This window comes from Aureibaculum koreense (genome assembly GCF_034296135.1).
Lineage (GTDB): Bacteria > Bacteroidota > Bacteroidia > Flavobacteriales > Flavobacteriaceae > Aureibaculum.
Genome location: NZ_JAXKVV010000025.1, coordinates 1 through 17,928, shown reverse-complemented (window position 1 = coordinate 17,928; position 17,928 = coordinate 1). Strand labels below are relative to the sequence as shown.

Annotated in this window: 14 protein-coding genes and 1 tRNA gene; 12 read left to right on the top strand and 3 right to left on the bottom strand. The window is 32.8% G+C overall.

Annotation, left to right across the window (positions count from 1 at the left end; translation table 11 throughout):
* Nucleotides 1-15: 15 nt before the first annotated feature.
* The 3 genes from UMM65_RS15330 (at nucleotide 16) to UMM65_RS15320 (ending at nucleotide 3,425) form a co-directional block, all read left to right on the top strand.
* Entirely contained in the window at nucleotides 16-2,574 is a 2,559-nt protein-coding gene (locus UMM65_RS15330; RefSeq protein WP_321977806.1) for an ATP-dependent Clp protease ATP-binding subunit, read from the top strand.
* A 177-nt stretch (nucleotides 2,575-2,751) separates the two neighbouring features.
* Nucleotides 2,752-3,174, top strand: a complete 423-nt coding sequence (locus tag UMM65_RS15325) for a hypothetical protein (protein WP_321977805.1) — start codon at nucleotides 2,752-2,754, stop codon at nucleotides 3,172-3,174.
* Nucleotides 3,171-3,425, top strand: coding sequence for a hypothetical protein (locus UMM65_RS15320; RefSeq protein ID WP_321977803.1), 255 nt, complete (start codon nucleotides 3,171-3,173; stop codon nucleotides 3,423-3,425). Before UMM65_RS15325 ends, UMM65_RS15320 begins: the two co-directional genes overlap by 4 nt.
* A gap of 242 nt (nucleotides 3,426-3,667) precedes the next feature.
* Here the strand turns inward: UMM65_RS15320 and hutH are convergent, their stop codons facing one another.
* On the bottom strand, nucleotides 3,668-5,179 hold the full coding sequence (gene hutH / locus UMM65_RS15315; protein WP_321977802.1) for a histidine ammonia-lyase: 1,512 nt from the start codon (nucleotides 5,177-5,179) through the stop codon (nucleotides 3,668-3,670).
* 149 nt (nucleotides 5,180-5,328) lie between these two features.
* Here hutH and UMM65_RS15310 point away from each other — a divergent pair, with 149 nt between their 5' ends.
* The 5 genes from UMM65_RS15310 (at nucleotide 5,329) to UMM65_RS15290 (ending at nucleotide 11,993) form a co-directional block, all read left to right on the top strand.
* Nucleotides 5,329-6,351, top strand: a complete 1,023-nt coding sequence (locus UMM65_RS15310) for a redoxin family protein (RefSeq protein WP_321977801.1) — start codon at nucleotides 5,329-5,331, stop codon at nucleotides 6,349-6,351.
* A gap of 97 nt (nucleotides 6,352-6,448) precedes the next feature.
* Entirely contained in the window at nucleotides 6,449-7,531 is a 1,083-nt protein-coding gene (locus UMM65_RS15305; protein WP_321977799.1) for an AI-2E family transporter, read from the top strand.
* Between the two features lie 163 nt (nucleotides 7,532-7,694).
* Complete coding sequence (locus tag UMM65_RS15300) at nucleotides 7,695-8,873, top strand: THUMP-like domain-containing protein (protein ID WP_321977796.1); 1,179 nt, start codon at nucleotides 7,695-7,697, stop codon at nucleotides 8,871-8,873.
* A gap of 33 nt (nucleotides 8,874-8,906) precedes the next feature.
* Entirely contained in the window at nucleotides 8,907-9,698 is a 792-nt protein-coding gene (fdhD, locus tag UMM65_RS15295) for a formate dehydrogenase accessory sulfurtransferase FdhD (protein ID WP_321977795.1), read from the top strand.
* Between the two features lie 3 nt (nucleotides 9,699-9,701).
* On the top strand, nucleotides 9,702-11,993 hold the full coding sequence (locus UMM65_RS15290) for an FdhF/YdeP family oxidoreductase (protein ID WP_321977794.1): 2,292 nt from the start codon (nucleotides 9,702-9,704) through the stop codon (nucleotides 11,991-11,993).
* A gap of 31 nt (nucleotides 11,994-12,024) precedes the next feature.
* On the opposite strand, the gene UMM65_RS15285 is transcribed toward UMM65_RS15290, so the two are convergent.
* A complete protein-coding gene (locus UMM65_RS15285; protein ID WP_321977793.1) occupies nucleotides 12,025-12,978 on the bottom strand; it encodes an acetyl-CoA carboxylase carboxyltransferase subunit alpha in 954 nt (317 codons plus the stop codon).
* Between the two features lie 154 nt (nucleotides 12,979-13,132).
* Here UMM65_RS15285 and UMM65_RS15280 point away from each other — a divergent pair, with 154 nt between their 5' ends.
* Entirely contained in the window at nucleotides 13,133-13,630 is a 498-nt protein-coding gene (locus UMM65_RS15280; protein WP_321977792.1) for a phosphoribosyltransferase family protein, read from the top strand.
* Nucleotides 13,631-13,635: 5 nt separating this feature from the next.
* Here the strand turns inward: UMM65_RS15280 and UMM65_RS15275 are convergent, their stop codons facing one another.
* Complete coding sequence (locus UMM65_RS15275; protein ID WP_321977791.1) at nucleotides 13,636-14,154, bottom strand: shikimate kinase; 519 nt, start codon at nucleotides 14,152-14,154, stop codon at nucleotides 13,636-13,638.
* A gap of 110 nt (nucleotides 14,155-14,264) precedes the next feature.
* On the opposite strand from UMM65_RS15275, the gene UMM65_RS15270 reads away from it, so the two are divergent.
* The 3 genes from UMM65_RS15270 to UMM65_RS15260 all read left to right on the top strand — a co-directional run bounded on the left by UMM65_RS15270 (nucleotide 14,265) and on the right by UMM65_RS15260 (nucleotide 17,050).
* Nucleotides 14,265-14,337, top strand: a tRNA-Lys gene (locus tag UMM65_RS15270).
* Nucleotides 14,338-14,583: 246 nt separating this feature from the next.
* The gene (locus tag UMM65_RS15265) at nucleotides 14,584-15,804 is read left to right on the top strand and encodes a site-specific integrase (RefSeq protein ID WP_321977789.1); all 1,221 of its coding nucleotides are present in this window, start codon (nucleotides 14,584-14,586) and stop codon (nucleotides 15,802-15,804) included.
* Between the two features lie 463 nt (nucleotides 15,805-16,267).
* Entirely contained in the window at nucleotides 16,268-17,050 is a 783-nt protein-coding gene (locus UMM65_RS15260; RefSeq protein WP_321977787.1) for a DUF2971 domain-containing protein, read from the top strand.
* Nucleotides 17,051-17,928: the final 878 nt, after the last annotated feature.

Below are 17,928 nucleotides of genomic sequence, written 5' to 3'. Positions count from 1 at the left end.
TATAAATTTTAGAAAATGGACGATAATTTTTCACCTAAAGTTAAAGATGTAATAGCGTACAGCAAAGAAGAAGCGTTACGGCTAGGGCATGATTTTATTGGTACGGAACATTTAATGCTGGGCTTATTACGTAAAGCTAATGGTGATGCTATTGATATTTTAAATGCATTGGACATTGATTTGGTAATGCTACGCAAAAAAATTGAAAGCTTGAGTCCTGCCAATACTGACAATACGTCGGGTAATGACAAAAAGAGTCTGCATTTGACAAAACAAGCGGAAAAAGCATTAAAAACTACCTTTTTAGAAGCTAAGTTATTTAAGAGCAATGCGGTCAGTACCGCACATTTGTTATTGTGCGTATTGCGTAATGAAAATGACCCCACAACCAAATTGTTGAACAAATTTGATATTGATTATAACGAAGTAAAAACATTGTTTACACAATTATTTACGGATGATATAGATATTACGGATACTCCAACAGCCGAAAGCGATAAGGGGGACGATTTTGAGGAGCCAAAACAAAACCCATTTGGCAGCTCTGGTGCTAAGCCCACTAAATCTAATGCAAAATCTAAAACCCCAGTGTTGGATAATTTTGGTAGAGATCTTACTGCTATGGCAGAAGAAGGTAAACTAGATCCAGTTGTTGGGCGTAAAAAGGAAATTGAGCGTATATCGCAAATACTGAGCCGTCGAAAAAAGAACAATCCAATTTTAATTGGTGAACCTGGTGTTGGTAAATCGGCCATAGCAGAAGGTTTGGCATTGCGGATTATTCAACGAAAAGTATCTCGTATTCTATTTAACAAACGTATTGTTTCGTTAGACTTGGCAAGTTTAGTTGCGGGAACAAAATACCGCGGTCAATTTGAAGAACGTATGAAAGCCCTAATGAACGAATTGGAGAAGAATGACGACATTATTTTGTTTATTGATGAAATCCATACCATTGTTGGTGCGGGTGGTGCTACAGGCTCATTAGACGCCTCAAATATGTTCAAACCGGCATTGGCCAGGGGTGAAATACAATGTATTGGTGCTACTACTTTGGATGAATTTAGACAAAATATTGAAAAGGATGGTGCATTAGAACGTAGATTTCAAAAAGTAATGGTAGAACCAACTTCAGTTGAAGAAACCATTCAGATTTTGAACAATATTAAAGACAAATACGAAAATCATCACAATGTTGTTTTTACTGACGATGCAATTGAAGCTTGTGTAAAATTAACCAATAGGTATATGACGGACAGGTTTTTGCCAGACAAAGCTATAGATGCATTGGATGAAGCAGGATCTAGAATTCATATCACCAACATTGTAGTTCCAAAACAAGTACTTGAACTGGAAAAACAACTGGAAGATGTTAGAGAGCTGAAAAACAACGTAGTAAAAAGTCAAAAATATGAGGAAGCAGCTCGTTTACGAGATGATGAAAAAAGAATAGAAAAAGAATTGGAAATTGCCCAAAAAGAATGGGAAGACCAATCTAAATTGCATAAAGAAACCGTAACTGAAGATAACGTTGCCGAAGTTGTTTCTATGATGACCGGTATTCCAGTAAACAGAATTGCGGAAGCAGAAAGTGCAAGATTGGCAGATTTGCCCAATTTAATTAAAGGTAAAGTAATTGGACAAGATGAGGCGGTAAGCAAAGTTGTAAAAGCTATTCAGCGTAATCGTGTGGGATTAAAAGATCCCAACAAACCTATTGGGTCGTTTATATTTTTAGGTCAAACTGGTGTAGGTAAAACACAATTAGCGAAAGTATTAGCAAGGGAATTGTTTGACTCACCCGACGCCTTAGTGCGTATCGATATGAGTGAATATATGGAAAAATTTGCCATTTCACGCTTAATTGGAGCACCTCCAGGATATGTTGGTTATGAAGAAGGTGGACAATTGACCGAAAAAATACGCCGTAAACCTTACGCTGTAGTATTGTTGGATGAGATTGAAAAAGCCCATCCTGATGTGTTCAATATGCTACTACAAGTTTTAGACGATGGTTATATTACGGATAGTTTAGGTAGAAAAATTGACTTTAGACATACCATAATTATAATGACTTCTAATATTGGTGCAAGACAATTAAAAGACTTTGGTGCAGGGGTAGGTTTTGGTACCGCTTCTAAAAAAGAACAAGCGGATGCCAATGCAAAAGGTGTGATAGAAAATGCGTTAAAGAAAAGTTTTGCACCTGAATTCTTAAACAGGATTGATGATGTAATCGTCTTTAATCCATTGGAAAAAGAGGATATCCATGCCATTATTGACATTGAACTGGAAAAACTATTAGAGCGTATTGATGGTTTAGGTTACAAACTGACCTTAAGCGATAAAGCCAAAGATTATATAGCCGATAAAGGTTTTGACAAACAATACGGTGCTAGACCATTAAAACGTGCTATACAAAAGTATATTGAAGATGCCTTGGCAGAAGAAATTGTCAATTCTAAGCTAAAAGAAAATGATACCATTTTTATGGATTTAAATGAGGACAAACAAGAGCTTACGATTAAAATTAAAAAGGCGAAAAAGTCAATTGAAGAAAGTAAAGAAGAGTAAAGCGTTTCAATAAAAAATAGTTAAAAAAGTTGCCATTATATGGCAACTTTTTTTGTTTGTTCTTTTTATAAACTTCTAATAGCATAATTATATTTTAAAAAATAATTACATTTACAACCATAAGCAATATAAACGCAATAGAACTGCTTTTATACAATTGTTGTGGTGCATTAAAAAATGACGGAAACCGAAGAAAAATATTTGCCGACTGAAATCTTACAAAGAGCAATTGTAAGTGGAAAGGAATATGGCTGGAAAAGGACTGACTTTACAAGAGTAGTTGAGAAAGCCATTGATGTCGGACTTGGAATAATAGGTGGACAAGTTCAATTCAAATTACCAGACGGAACTTGTGAACTTTATTGGCACAAATACGACACGACAGACAGGAAATCAGGGGAAAATTGGAAGGAATATTGTCAACGGACAAAAGAAGAATGTTTAAGTCAATTTGGAAATATTCCAACTGACCTTGAATTGATTGAAGAAGGAATTAAAAGCTTCGATTTTTTAAAAGAGAAAAGTAAAACTAACCTACAAATTGGAGACTACTTGATTTTCATTTTGTATTTCAATGCTTCAGAAACATTTTTGAAATGACGGAATTTAAAGAAAATAATCTAACAACAGAAGATGCTTTTTGGGTAATGTGGTACTTCCTGCAAGAGCACTATGAACTTTCAAATAACACATTTGACATTAGCGACATTTTAAGTGCTACTGAACCTATGGATTGGGACGGAAGTGGTAGAAAGCGTCCAGCCGATAATGGAATGATTGATTTTTGGAATGAAGCCTTGGAGAAATACAGAAAACAAGGAAAACCAGAATGGAAAAAATTAAAAAAATAAAAACGACACCACAACAATGTATAAAAATAATAGCCAGTTTAGTAGTAAATTCAAGGGTTGTAGACCGCTTCAACTTTTGTGTAACTTGACAGGAATGAAGCCCACAATCGGCTACTATTTTTATACGAACCGTTGGAATTCATTATTCATAACTTATTTATTGTTTTTTATAGGTATTCATCAATTCGATCCCCTCGGGTCAGCTATTGCTAACTAAAGTGAATTTTAATTGTTAACTTTTTTTACCCAAACAACTCCTCACTATCCACACTTAAATTCTGAATAAAAGCAATGCTCTTAACAATTGGATTATGCAACACTTTATCTTCTGTTATAAAGGGAACATCCTTTTTAAACATACTTAAAAAAGATACTAAAAACTCAGAAGTTTTTAAGGGTCTTCTAAATTCAATAGCTTGTGAGGCATTTAGTAATTCAATAGCTAAAATAGTTTCTAAATTATCAACAATACGTTTGGTTTTAGTAGCTGAATTGGCTCCCATACTGACATGGTCTTCTTGACCATTACTGGAAACAATGGAATCAACAGAAGCTGGTGTTGCCAATTGTTTATTTTGACTCACTATACTTGCCGCGGTGTATTGAGGAATCATCAATCCAGAATTCAATCCAGGATTGGAAACTAAAAAAGCAGGTAATCCACGTAAACCTGAAACGAGCTGAAAAGTCCGCCGTTCAGAAATATTCCCCAATTCTGAAAGAGCAATCCCAAGAAAATCCAATCCCAATGCTAAAGGTTGTCCATGAAAATTACCGCCTGAAATAATTTCATCAGAATCAGCAAAAATATTGGGGTTATCGGTAACGGAATTTATCTCTGTCTCTATGGTTTTTTTTACAAAATTAATTGTGTCTTTACTAGCACCATGTACTTGCGGCATACATCTAAAAGAATAAGGATCTTGAACATGCTTTTTCTTTTGATTGATAATTTCACTATCCTCTAAAAATTCTTTTATTTTTTTTGCAGTTTGTATTTGTCCATTATGTGGTCTGATTAAATGGATTAATGTATTAAATGGTTCAATTCTACCATCAAAAGCATCTAAAGAAATCGCCCCGATCAAATCCGCTAAATAAGATAATTTAAAGCTTTTCAGTAAGATTGAAACGCCATAAGCACTCATAAACTGTGTACCGTTTAATAATGCCAACCCTTCTTTAGATTGTAATTCTATTTTATTCCAATTGAATTTTTGTAAAATGGTTTCACCTGAGTATAATTCATCTTTATATGTTACTTCGCCTTTACCAATAAGTGGTAATGCCAAATGGGCCAATGGAGCCAAATCGCCCGAAGCACCTAATGAACCCTGAGTATAAATAACTGGCAGAATATCATTATTGTAAAAGTCAATCAACCTATTTACCGTGTCCAATTGTACACCAGAATGACCATAACTTAGCGACTGAATCTTTAAAAACAACATTAATTTCACAATCTCTGTGGGTACTTTCTCTCCAGTTCCACAGGCATGTGACATTACCAAATTTTCTTGAAGTATGGTCAGGTTTTTTTTTGAGATTTTTACATTATGTAACGCCCCAAAACCCGTATTAATACCATAGATAGGATTCTTGTTTTTAGCTAATTTTTCATTCAAGTACAATCTACATCTATTAATTTTCTCAGTAGAATCCTCTGATAAAATTAACTTTTTGTGTGTACTGATAATATCATTAATAGTTGATAAACCTAAATACTGACTGTCTATAATATGGGTTTCTGTCATTCTATAAATTAATTACTCAAATGTAAAGAAATATTTTATAAGAATATTGTTTGCACTAATAATCAAAGGTCCATCTTCAATTAACACTTTTTTTCGGCATTACTGTATGAAATATAGTATTTTTGCGACCTAATAGAAAAAATAAACAAATGCAAAAAATATTTACTGCAATTACATTTTTAATAATATTGATTTCTTGTAAAGAGCAAGAGACTGTGCATAAAGATTATGCAAAATTATCTGGTACAATTACCAATCCTCAAGATTCTGTACTTACGGTTAATAGTAGAAGTTTTAACAAATCTATAAAAGTCAATAAAGATGGAACTTTTTCAGATACCTTAAAAGTTGACGAAGAATTCTATATGTTACTTCATGGAGATGCTAGAACGGTAGTTAACCTTGAAAACGGGCATAACCTAGAGTTTAATTTTGATGCCGATGATTTAATTAATACTGCTGAATTTTCTGGACTTGGAGCGGGTACCAATAATTATATGGCGGCAAAAATGAAGTTGGAAGACGAGTTCAAATTAGGAAACCCCGGTAGCTTTTTTGAATTGGAGAAACCTGAATTTGATAAAAAATTAAGTGCGGTAACCACTAAAATGAAATCTTTATTAGAAAATGCTAAAGATTTGGATTCTACTTTTACCGCTAAAGAAATTGAAGGCAATCAACGTTTTACGGAATATTTAGCCTCAAATTACGATGCACAACATGCTATTTTAGCTCCCATTGCAAAAGGTAAGCCCTCACCTACTTTTAAATATCCTGATACTACAGGTAAGTTGGTAGCGTTAGAAGATTTTGAAGGCAAGTATGTTTATGTTGATGTTTGGGCAACTTGGTGCGGGCCATGTATTCAACAAATTCCTGCTTTAAAAGAATTACATAAAGATTATGAAGGTAAAAATTTGGAGATTGTAAGTTTATCCATCGATAAAATGGCAGATAAAGAGAAATGGAAAAATATGGTTGCAGATAAAAGCTTAACTGGAACCCAGATTATGGCAGATAATGAATGGCAATCAGATTTTGTACAAAGTTATGGTATTACAGGTATCCCAAGATTTATATTAATAGGGCCTGATGGAAATATTGTGGATAACAATGCACCTAGACCAACTGACCCAGAATTAAGAAAGTTGTTTTCCGAATTGGAAATATAAATTAGCCACTCCCAACCCTCCCCACTTGGGAGGGCTAGTATTTTCCCTTTCATTTTAGCATACTTTTATTAAATTTTGAATTTATTACCTTTAGCCCATGAATTCAAAAATCATAGCGAATGGTATTTTAAGAGCCATTGCCATAATTTTAGGGGTTACTCTCCTACTCTATTTTTTATATAAAATACAGTCTGTAATTGTTTATATAATTATTGCGGCTGTGCTGTCATTAATTGCAAGACCTGTAGTAATTTTTTTACGTAAAAGACTAAAATTCCCGAATACCTTAGCGGTTGTAGTTACAATGATATTATTTTTAGGAATGACATTTGGGTTGATTTCTATGTTTATTCCATTAATAAATCAGCAAGGTGAAAACCTCTCTTTATTAGATCTGGATAACTTGGAAACCAATATTGAACAACTTTTAGCACAGGTAAATGCCTATTTTTCGGAAATTGGAATTAATATATTTGAACAGTTAAAAAGTGCTGATATTTTTAAAAATTTTAAAGCCGTACCATACTTGTTAAATACGGTAGTCAGTACCGTAGGCAACTTAAGTATCGGTTTGTTTTCGGTATTGTTCATTTCATTTTTTTTAATGAAAGACAGTCGATTACTAAATAGAGGCCTTTTAACCTTAGTACCAAAGAGTAAAGAAAACCGTTTTCAAAAATCATTTGTTACTATTAAAGATTTATTATCTCGTTACTTCTTAGGGCTATTATTGCAAATAGTTATTCTTTTTGTTTTATATACGATTATATTATTGATTTTTGGAATCCAAAATGCTATTGTTATTGCTTTTTTGTGTGCTCTTTTAAACCTAATTCCTTATATAGGACCGTTAATTGCGGGAGTGTTAATGGCCGCTTTAACCATGACCTGTGATGTAACCTTAGATTTTAGAACAGAAATTTTACCAACAACTATTTATGTAATGATAGGTTATCTTATAGCACAATTGGTAGATAACTTTTTTAGCCAACCGAAAATTTTCTCTGAAGCTACTAAAGCACATCCTTTAGAAATATTTTTAGTAATCATTATTAGTGGTTTGTTATTTGGTGTTGTAGGGATGATTGTTGCCGTGCCAGCTTATACAGCTATTAAGGTAATTTTAAAAGAGTTTTTATCAGATAATAAAATTGTAAAATCGTTGACAAAGGATATTTAAAAATCTTCCTCTAGCTCTCTGAATGAAGGAGACTTGAAATGTGTAGATTTATTTATAATCCATAACTTTTAAAGTTTTGTGAATAATTGTCAGTTCGAGTGTTTTTTGTGCAATGAAATGAAACAAAAAATGTATCGAGAACCTATTTCAAATTCTATTTCAATTGAACAAACACATCCTAAATACCGAACCTCAAGATTTTATAAATCAAAATTTAAATGCAGATATTGCCAAACTTATCTTTAAGGGCAGTCCATTTAAAAATATTACCGTGCAAGAATTGGTGGAACAAATTGAAGCTAAAAAGAAGGCTATGCACAAACTGCCCACATGGTTTGCCACGGAAAATATATATTATCCCAACAAACTAAACATTGAGCAAACGTCATCAGAAACTACGGCAAATTATAAAGCAAACCTTATAAGTGGCGAAACTATTATTGACTTAACAGGGGGATTTGGTGTTGATGCTCTTGCTTTCGCTAATGCATTCAAACAAGTTACACATTGTGAAATTGACAGTAAACTATCTTCAATAGCCAAACACAATTTTAAGGCACTCAACATTCAAAATATTAATACCATAAACGATGATGGAGTTGGGTTTTTAAAAAGAAAAAAGCAACAATTCGATTGTATCAATATAGATCCATCACGTAGAAATGATGTTAAAGGAAAAGTATTTTTATTAGAAGATTGTGAGCCTAATGTTCCTGAAAATTTAAGTACTCTATTTAATTTTAGTGATAATATCATGGTGAAAGTATCTCCCATGTTGGACATCACATCTGCAATATCTGAACTCAATTTTGTAAAAGAAATTCACGTTGTCGCCATTCAAAACGAAGTTAAAGAATTACTTTTTATATTAGAAAAAGGTTTCAAAAGTAACATTAAAATCAAAACCGTAAACATTAAAAAAGAGACAATTGAAAGCTTTGATTCCAGTTGGTTAAAAAATAATATACCCGCTCAATTATCTGAACCTCTCACCTATTTATACGAGCCAAATTCGGCAATTTTAAAAGCAGGATTATTTAATGAAGTGTCACATCAATTAAAAGTATTTAAATTAAATACTAACAGTCATTTATATACATCAAATAACTTAATTTTATTTCCCGGAAGGAGATTTAAAATAATTAATAAAGTTTCATATAATCTGAAAGAAATTAAAAAGGCTTTAGTTTCTAAACAAGCCAATATTACCACTAGAAACTTCCCAGAAACGGTGGCACAAATCCGTAAAAAAACCAAGCTTAAAGAAGGCGGAGACCACTATTTGTTTTTTACAAAAGATGTTAATGATAATCACATTGTGCTAATTTGCGAAAAGGTATAAAATAGACTAACTTTACTCAATAAATATTTAATTATGCAATCATTGGTTTATGATGCCATAAAAACTGTTTCTAATAATCAGCTTAAAATTGAAGATAAGTTGGTTGTTGAAGCTGCGTTGCAAATTAATATAAATGGTAAAGCATATACTACCGTGATGCGGACACCAGGTAATGATAGTGAACTCATAAGAGGTTTACTTTATGCCGAAGATATTTATAAGGGAGAGCATTTATCCTTAGAAACCCTGGAGAAATTTGAGAATGGTTTTTCTGTGATAAATGCCCAAATTCCTAAAGAAAAATTAGGAAAAGGCTATTTGAACAAACGTACCTTACTTTCGGTATCTTCTTGCGGTGTATGCGGTAAACAAAAACTGGAAGATGTTATCGTTTCGGGTGATAGTATTACAATAAAAAATCATTTAAAGCTATCGTTTATCAAAGGGTTGTTTCAACAAATGAAATTACAACAAGCATTATTTCAATCTACCGGTGGCTCACATGCCACAGCAGCTTTTGATAAAAATGGATTTTTATTAAGTATAATGGAGGATATTGGCAGGCATAACGCTTTAGACAAAGTTGTTGGCGAATTGCTGAATAAAAATAAATTGAAAGAAATAGCCTGTATATTGGTTAGCGGTAGGGTATCTTATGAAATTGTTTCCAAAGCATTTATTGCTAAAATTCCGATGATTGTTGCGGTTTCGGCGTGTTCATCGTTGGCGGTGGATTTTGCCAAAGAATTTGGAATTTGCCTTATCGGATTTAGCCGAGATGATAAATCTACTATATATGCAAATCCACAGCATTTAGAACTCTGAATTATGTCCAAGAAAAAAACAACGGCACAACCGCCTGAAAAATTAACCGGGATTAAATTAACCGACATTCCAAAAACGGCATCAGGTTTTAAAGCTATTCAATCAACCGTAAAGCATATTTCTAAAGAAGCAGGATTAGCAAAAGGAATTGGTTTATTGGCAAAAATGAACCAAAAAGATGGGTTTGATTGCCCAGGTTGTGCTTGGCCAGACCCAGACGAAAAAAGGGCTTTTCTGGCCGAATATTGCGAAAATGGGGCAAAAGCCATTGCTGAAGAAGCCACGAAAAATAGGGTATCTCCAATATTTTTTGCAACACATAGCGTAAAGGAACTTGCAAAACTTTCTGATTATGAAATTGGTAAAAAAGGGCGTATTACCCATCCAGTTATATTACGTGAAGGTTCCGATAATTATGAAGAAATAAGTTGGCAAGAAGCCTTTCAGCTCATTGGAAAAGAATTAAATAATCTAACATCTCCTGACGAAGCTATTTTTTATACTTCTGGAAGAACCAGCAATGAAGCTGCTTATTTGTATCAACTTTTTGTAAGACAGTTCGGCACGAATAATTTGCCCGATTGCTCCAATATGTGCCATGAATCTAGCGGAGCAGCCTTGTCGGAAACCTTGGGTATTGGAAAAGGTTCTGTAACGTTAGATGATTTTAATCATGCAGAATTGGTTATTGTTATAGGTCAAAATCCTGGCACCAATCACCCACGGATGCTTTCTGCCCTAAAAGACACCAAAAAACATGGAGGTAAAATAATAACCATAAACCCTTTGCCAGAAGTTGGTCTAATGGAATTCAAAGACCCTCAAAATCCTTTAAAATGGTTTAGTGGCGATAAATTGACTGATATTTTCCTACAAATAAAAATTAATGAAGATGTAGCCCTATTGAAGGCTATTATGCTTTTATTGCTAGAAAAAGCAAAGGCAAATCCTGCAACATTGGATTTTGAATTTATTAAGGAAAAAACTGCTGGATATGAAGCTTTTATTGAAGATTTAAAAAATTACAACGTTGATGATTTAATTGCCAAAACCGGAATTTCTAAGGAATTGGTTGTTGAAGCAGTTGATTTAATAGCTAAGAGCAATAAAATAATTATTTGCTGGGCAATGGGTCTAACACAACATAAAAATGCCGTTGATAATATTAGGGAGATTGTTAATTTATTATTGCTTAAAGGAAGTATTGGCAAACAAGGTGCAGGTACATGTCCTGTGCGTGGGCATTCCAATGTACAAGGCGATAGAACTATGGGCATTTGGGAAAAACCGCCAGAATCTTTTTTAGAGAGCTTGGAAAAAGAATTTGATTTTAAAGCACCTAGAAAGCATGGTTATGATGTAGTTGATGCCATAGAGGCCATGCAAAATAATAAAGCTAAAGTTTTTATCGGTATGGGCGGTAATTTTATCTCAGCGACTCCGGATACCGAATTTACAGCAGAAGCATTACGGAAATGTGATCTGACTGTCCAAATTTCTACAAAATTGAACAGAAGTCATTTAATTCACGGTAAAACTGCTTTGATTCTACCATGTTTGGGTCGATCTGAAAAAGATATTCAGAAGAGTGGTGAACAGTTTGTAAGTGTTGAAAATTCAATGGGTGTTGTACACCAATCACATGGAAGTTTAAATCCATTATCAAACAAATTAATGAGCGAAACCGCCATTGTGGCACATTTAGCGGAGGCTACCTTACAAAATTCCGAAATACCATGGCATTCTTTTGCCGATGATTACGATTTAATTCGCAATAAAATAGAAGCCACCATATCTGGTTTTGAAAACTATAACAAACGTGTAAGAAAACCTGGTGGATTTTATTTGCCCAATAATGCCAGAGAAGGTGATTTTTCATCAACTAAAACAGGAAAAGCCAATTTTACCCTCAATAAATTATCTGATATTCCGTTGGAAAAAAATCAATTTATTATGATGACAATCAGAACCCATGATCAATTTAACACTACTATTTATGGTTTAGATGATCGATATAGAGGGGTTTTAAACGAAAGACGGGTTATTTTTATGAATGAGAAGGACATGGAGGAATTGGGAATAAAAAAATTAGACAAGGTGAATTTAACTAGTCATTTTAAAGGAGAGGAACGTTTGGCGGAGAAATTTTTGGCAATACCATATTCCATTCCACGAAAATGTACGGCTACCTATTTTCCTGAGGCAAATGTACTTGTAGCATTACAAAACAAAGCGGACATCAGTAATACACCTGCTTCAAAAACAGTAGTAATCAGTATTAAAAAGAGAAAATAAAGCTATTAAATGTAAGGCCGTAATACTATTCCTATCCGTTAAAAACACCCATGGCTTCATATTTATCCATACGCTCTTTAATCAGTTTTTTAATAGTAAGTTTGCTTAATTCGTTGTAAGTTTTAACTATTTGTTTTTCAACAATGGCGAAAGCTTCTTCCCTATTGCTATGTGCACCTCCAAAAGGCTCTTTAATAATTCCATCAATTAGACCTTGCTTTTTCATGTCTTTTGCAGTTAGTTTTAAAGCCTCGGCCGCTTCCTCTTTGTGATCCCAGCTCCGCCATAAAATTGATGAACACGATTCTGGGGATATTACCGTGTACCAGGTGTTTTCCATCATGTAAACCCTGTCTCCCACTCCAATTCCAACCGCACCACCAGAAGCACCCTCACCAATAACAATAGAAATTATAGGTGTTTTTAATTTGGTCATTTCAAAAATATTTCTAGCAATAGCTTCCCCTTGTCCTCGTTCTTCAGCTTCCAAACCAGGGTAAGCACCTGGTGTGTCAATTAAAGTTACCACGGGAATACCAAATTTTTCAGCCATTTTCATTAATCGTAAAGCTTTACGGTAACCTTCGGGATTTGCCATACCAAAATTTCTATACTGACGCGTTTTGGTATTATAACCTTTCTGCTGACCGATAAACATATAAGATTGATCACCTATTTTGCCCAAACCACCTATCATCGCTTTATCATCTTTTACATTTCTATCACCGTGCAGTTCCATAAAAGTCCCTTTGGTTAGGGCTTTAATAAAATCCAATGTATAAGGTCTTGATGGGTGTCTAGACAACTGAACACGTTGCCAAGCGGTTAGGTTTTTATAAATATCGGTACGTGCTTTTACCAGTTTTTTTTCAATTTGCTCACAAGTCTCGGTAACATCAACATCGCTTTCTTTACCAATAATCAAACACTTTGACAATTGCTCTTCTAATTCTTGTATAGGTTTTTCAAAATCTAAATATTCCATAAAACATTTTTAGTTGATAATACAAATATATAGAAACTATTTAATCATCTATAATACTATTAAAAATTCTTTAAACGATCTTAATTGTAATTACATTTTATAAAAAATCAAAAGAAAGAAATCCCTATCTTTGATCTCGTTAAACTTAAAATAGATGGAGCGTTCAATTATACTTAACAATACTGAAATACAGCATAAAATTAGAAGAATGGCTTTTCAGATTTACGAAACAAATGCCAATCAAAAAGAGGTGGTTATTGCGGGAATTGCCAACAATGGATTTGTTTTAGCAAAAAAACTAAAAGAGATTCTTGAAGAAATTTCACCTATAAAAGCTACAGTTTGCGAAGTAATTATCAACAAAAAAAAACCGTTAAACCCTGTTGAAACATCATTACAAAAAAACGAGTACAAAAATAAATCTTTAGTGTTGGTAGATGATGTTTTAAATTCGGGCACCACTCTAATGTACGCAGTAAAGCATTTTTTGGAAGTACCTTTAAAACAATTTAAAACAGCGGTGTTGGTCAATAGAAATCATAAAAAATATCCCATAAAGGCTGATTTTAAAGGCTTATCATTATCCACATCCTTACAAGAGCATATTGCCTTGGAAATTAAAGGAAATAAAATGGTTGCTTATTTAGATTAGGTTTACTATTTAACCCTCAACACTATTTCGTCCGCAATATCTTCCATACTTTTCTTATCAATTAAAATTGTATCTGTGGCTTGCTCATAAAATTGATTACGCTCGAATAAGTGCTTGGCAATAAACTCTTTCAAATTTTCGTTCGGAATTTCTGAAATGAGCGGTCTTACCTTTTTATTTTCTTCTTTAGATAAAAGGTTATAAGTATTTTGTAAAGAAGATTTTAAATAAAATGAATTTGCATATTTATTTATTATACCCATGTTATTTCCATAACAGGGTGTTCCTCCTCCCAAAGCCAATATAAACTCAGCATCTTTTTTTAATAATTCTATCAAAAATTGTGTTTCTTTTTTTCTAAAATAGACCTCTCCTTTGATTTTAAATATCTCCGGAATGCTTAAATTTTCCTTTTCAGAGATATAATTGTCCAAATCAATAAAAGGGATTTGTAATTTTTTTGCTAATATTTTTCCGATAGTGGTCTTGCCACTCGCCATATATCCTAGTAAAACTAACTTCATAAAAACGTATTTCTCTTATATTATGAGGGTTACAAATATCGTGGAAATTTTTTTAAAAAATACCTTGCCAAATAAATATTAGATATTATATTTGCAACCGCAATCAGAAAGACCTGGTAGCTCAGTTGGTAGAGCATCTCCCTTTTAAGGAGAGGGTCCTGGGTTCGAGCCCCAGCCCGGTCACTTTTTAGGATATCAATAAATATCAAAACCTTGCTAATTTTATGATTAGCAAGGTTTTATGATTTTAGGGCATTCATTTAATTTGTATTAATATGTGTTTGTCTGGTTCACAATTCGTCAACATTTTTCAAAATCGTCAACAAATCGTCAACATATTGAAAAATTGGCTTCATTTTTGAACTTAATCCTTGTATAGTTGATTTGACTTTCGTCTCAATCATTGTTTAACAATTAAAGACGACAACTATGCGTACTTATTCAACATTTTCTATCCTATTTTGGATATATAGCAATCGTGCTAAAAACAATCTTACAAATATTTATGTACGAATAACGGTAAATGGAAAACGGGTCAACATTAGCTTGAAACAAAAAGTTAATGTGAATATATGGGATGCCAAACGACAAAAAGTCAACGGTAATGGAAAAACCGCTCGGGAAATTAACCTCTATTTAGATGAAGTAAAATCAGGTCTGGTTCAATCTTATCGAGATTTAAAATCTGAAAACAGGGTACTCAGCCCAGAGCTTATCAAAGCAAGGTATTTAAACGAAGATAAAAAAATTTATTCTCTAAAGGATATTATTGATTATCACAATACAACCATGGCTTATAAATTGTGTGTAAAAACCATGTGCCATTATAGAACAAGCCAAAAATATGTATTCGCATACATTAAAAAAAAATATAAATCTTCGGATATTTATCTACAGCAGTTAGATTATGAGTTTGTACTAGGTTTTGAAAATTTCTTAAGAAGATATAGACCTAATCATTATCAGAAAAAAATAGGTAACAATACGGTAATGAAACATATACAGAGACTTAGAAGAATTGTTACTTTAGCATTTCATATGGAATGGATTGACCGAGACCCTTTTGTTAAATTTAAACCTAAACTAGAAAAAAGAGAGCGTGAATTTCTCACAGATGCGGAACTTAAAAGTATTGAAAATTTATCAATTTCGGTTGAGCGACTTTCGGTGGTAAGAGATTTATTTCTATTTAGTTGCTATACTGGAATATCTTACGGCGATATTATGCATTTAAATAAAAATAATATTAAATTGGGTATGGATGGTAATAACTGGATAATGAGCAAAAGAAATAAAACGGGTGTCCCATTTAAAATTCCTCTATTAGCAACTGTTGAAACTTTAATCGAAAAATATAAAAACCATCCAAGAACACATTTCTCGAATAAATTAATGCCTAAACTTTCAAATCAAAGGTTAAATAGTTACCTGAAAGAAATAGCTGACCTTTGCAGAATTAAAAAGAACCTTACGTTTCACATGGCACGTCATACTTTTGCCACTACCGTTACTTTGAGTAATGGAGTTCCCATTGAAACTGTATCAAAACTTTTGGGGCATACTAAAATAGCCACGACACAAATATATGCTAAAGTTATTGAAAGTAAGGTTAGCCAGGATATGGAATTGTTGAAGAAAAAATTATTATAAATAATTAAGTTACAATTATTTTTTTCTTTTCGTTAGCTACTTGTTCAATGTTTTTATTTTACTATAGGGGGTACAAGATTGTTTGATTATCCAAAGCATTAGAAATAATAGCAAAATACAAACTTCACCCCTATCCTACTGCTAAAGAAAGATTGTTCCCAACGATTTCTAATCAAAAACTAAATTCTTATTTAAAGGAAATATCCGATATATCCTGAATAAAGAAAAACTTATCGTTTAACATCAAAAGGAATCCACTTGCCACAACATTAACCTTGAGTAATGACGTTACCAAGAAACCTTTCCAAAATTATTAGGGCTTTCTAAAATTACCACTACTCATGCTTATGCACACTTATTAGAAAGCAAAATAAATACTGATGTGAACCTATTGTAGGTAAAATTTCAAAAAACAAGTAAAGTGGAGAAAAGTTCTAATGTCAAATAACTGTATATTTGAACTATGTACAAACTTGAAAAACTTAGAGAGAACTTTCCGATTAAAATGGGAAGGCCATTTGTATTCAGATTTAGACCGCCTAACGAAAACACGATAAGTGAATTAGAGAATGGGTATATCTGGTTCTCAGATAGAAATTCTCTAAACGACGAATTGGACTCGAACCCAGAATTTGTAAAAATTTCAACCAACCTAGATGAACAAAAGCTATTATATAGCACAATTTCAAATAGTATTTTGGATGAAAGAACCAAAAGATACTTTGATGAAAACATGAGTTCAAAAATTTTGCAAGAGTTTGCTCAAACCAAAGTTGAACCGTTTGTCAATAGTTTTGGCATAGCCTGTTTTACGATGTATCCAATGAATGAACAGCTTTGGGAAATCTATGCTAAAAATAATAGAGGGCTTTGCCTGCAATTTGATACTAGTAAAGACACTACATTTTTTCACAATGTTCTTCCTATTTACTATGTATCTCAAATCATTGAGCTAGAATACAATCCAATTTCTGAACCAGACCACATCATTGACCTATTCTATAAAAAAACAGAAAAATGGAGTTATGAAAAAGAATTAAGACTTCTGAAAGGCAGTATGGGAAGAGTGCCATTTAATAGAGGTACTCTAGAAAGTATTATTGTTGGCGACCAAGCAGAAAAGGACTTTGTCGAGCAAATAATCGAAATTGTAAAAAAGCATTATCCAAAAACAAACATTTTTCAAACCGTTGCACCTGTAAAAATCGTAGACTTTAGGTGTAAACTGCTATATGGTAAAATCTAATCCGACGCTCTTAAGATTGCGAAAAACATTTATTTGGTAATAAATGACTATCTCTAATTACCACCACTCTAATTTATGCCAGGATCTTGTCTTGGAGCATAAAATCAGTGAGGATAAACAGAACTTATTAATATGTTTTGAAACGAAAAAGGAACAATCTCAAACCCAAACCGAAAAAACATTTTTTTAACCCAAAATAGGATTCCCTTTAAATATGCTTCTCACAGAATAACGGAAGCATATTTAAAGGGAATTTTACTCTTAAATTATCTCTATAAAAATAGAGTAATATAATTATAGTAATTATATTGGAAGCTTGGTGACAAAATATTTCCTTTTAAATTATTATGCAGAAGATAAGCTTATCTATTTTCATAATGTCCATGATGAGAATTGACTCTTTGAAAAAATAGATTTTCTAAAGTGATAACAACAGTCAAAGAGAATTACTTAAAGCGATAAAGAAGATATTGGCATTTATAATGGGAGTTGACCTGTTTTTAAAGAAAAATATTATGAACAAGCAGCTTTTATGTCACATCAAACAAGAGAGCAGATCTTTCTCGCCGTAAAACATTTCTTAATGGGAACAAGGTTTACAGGACATTTGATAAGCGACCATGAGACACTTACAGGAAAGGTAAATATCGCATTTGGAAATACATTTCCTCATGAAACTAAAAAACAGACAAAGCTATTAAATAATTTAAACCAAGCTTATGTCAAACCTAGATACGTTCTAAATTATAAAATATAGATTTCCATGATAAAACCAAGTAAAAAATGAAAAAAATTTTAAACAAGAAATCAATAAAATTAAGCAACAATTTTTCGATAAGGTTTTTGTCTTTTAATAACGGCACAAATCCTCAAAACAA

Coding starts and splice junctions, on each gene's coding strand:
- UMM65_RS15320 (WP_321977803.1), top strand. CDS start 3,171: ATGACGGAATTTAAAGAAAATAATCTAACAACAGAAGATGCTTTTTGG.
- UMM65_RS15285 (WP_321977793.1), bottom strand. CDS start 12,978: ATGGAATATTTAGATTTTGAAAAACCTATACAAGAATTAGAAGAGCAA.
- hutH (WP_321977802.1), bottom strand. CDS start 5,179: ATGACAGAAACCCATATTATAGACAGTCAGTATTTAGGTTTATCAACT.
- UMM65_RS15260 (WP_321977787.1), top strand. CDS start 16,268: ATGTACAAACTTGAAAAACTTAGAGAGAACTTTCCGATTAAAATGGGA.
- UMM65_RS15265 (WP_321977789.1), top strand. CDS start 14,584: ATGCGTACTTATTCAACATTTTCTATCCTATTTTGGATATATAGCAAT.
- UMM65_RS15275 (WP_321977791.1), bottom strand. CDS start 14,154: ATGAAGTTAGTTTTACTAGGATATATGGCGAGTGGCAAGACCACTATC.
- UMM65_RS15325 (WP_321977805.1), top strand. CDS start 2,752: ATGACGGAAACCGAAGAAAAATATTTGCCGACTGAAATCTTACAAAGA.
- UMM65_RS15280 (WP_321977792.1), top strand. CDS start 13,133: ATGGAGCGTTCAATTATACTTAACAATACTGAAATACAGCATAAAATT.
- fdhD (WP_321977795.1), top strand. CDS start 8,907: ATGCAATCATTGGTTTATGATGCCATAAAAACTGTTTCTAATAATCAG.
- UMM65_RS15330 (WP_321977806.1), top strand. CDS start 16: ATGGACGATAATTTTTCACCTAAAGTTAAAGATGTAATAGCGTACAGC.
- UMM65_RS15290 (WP_321977794.1), top strand. CDS start 9,702: ATGTCCAAGAAAAAAACAACGGCACAACCGCCTGAAAAATTAACCGGG.
- UMM65_RS15310 (WP_321977801.1), top strand. CDS start 5,329: ATGCAAAAAATATTTACTGCAATTACATTTTTAATAATATTGATTTCT.
- UMM65_RS15305 (WP_321977799.1), top strand. CDS start 6,449: ATGAATTCAAAAATCATAGCGAATGGTATTTTAAGAGCCATTGCCATA.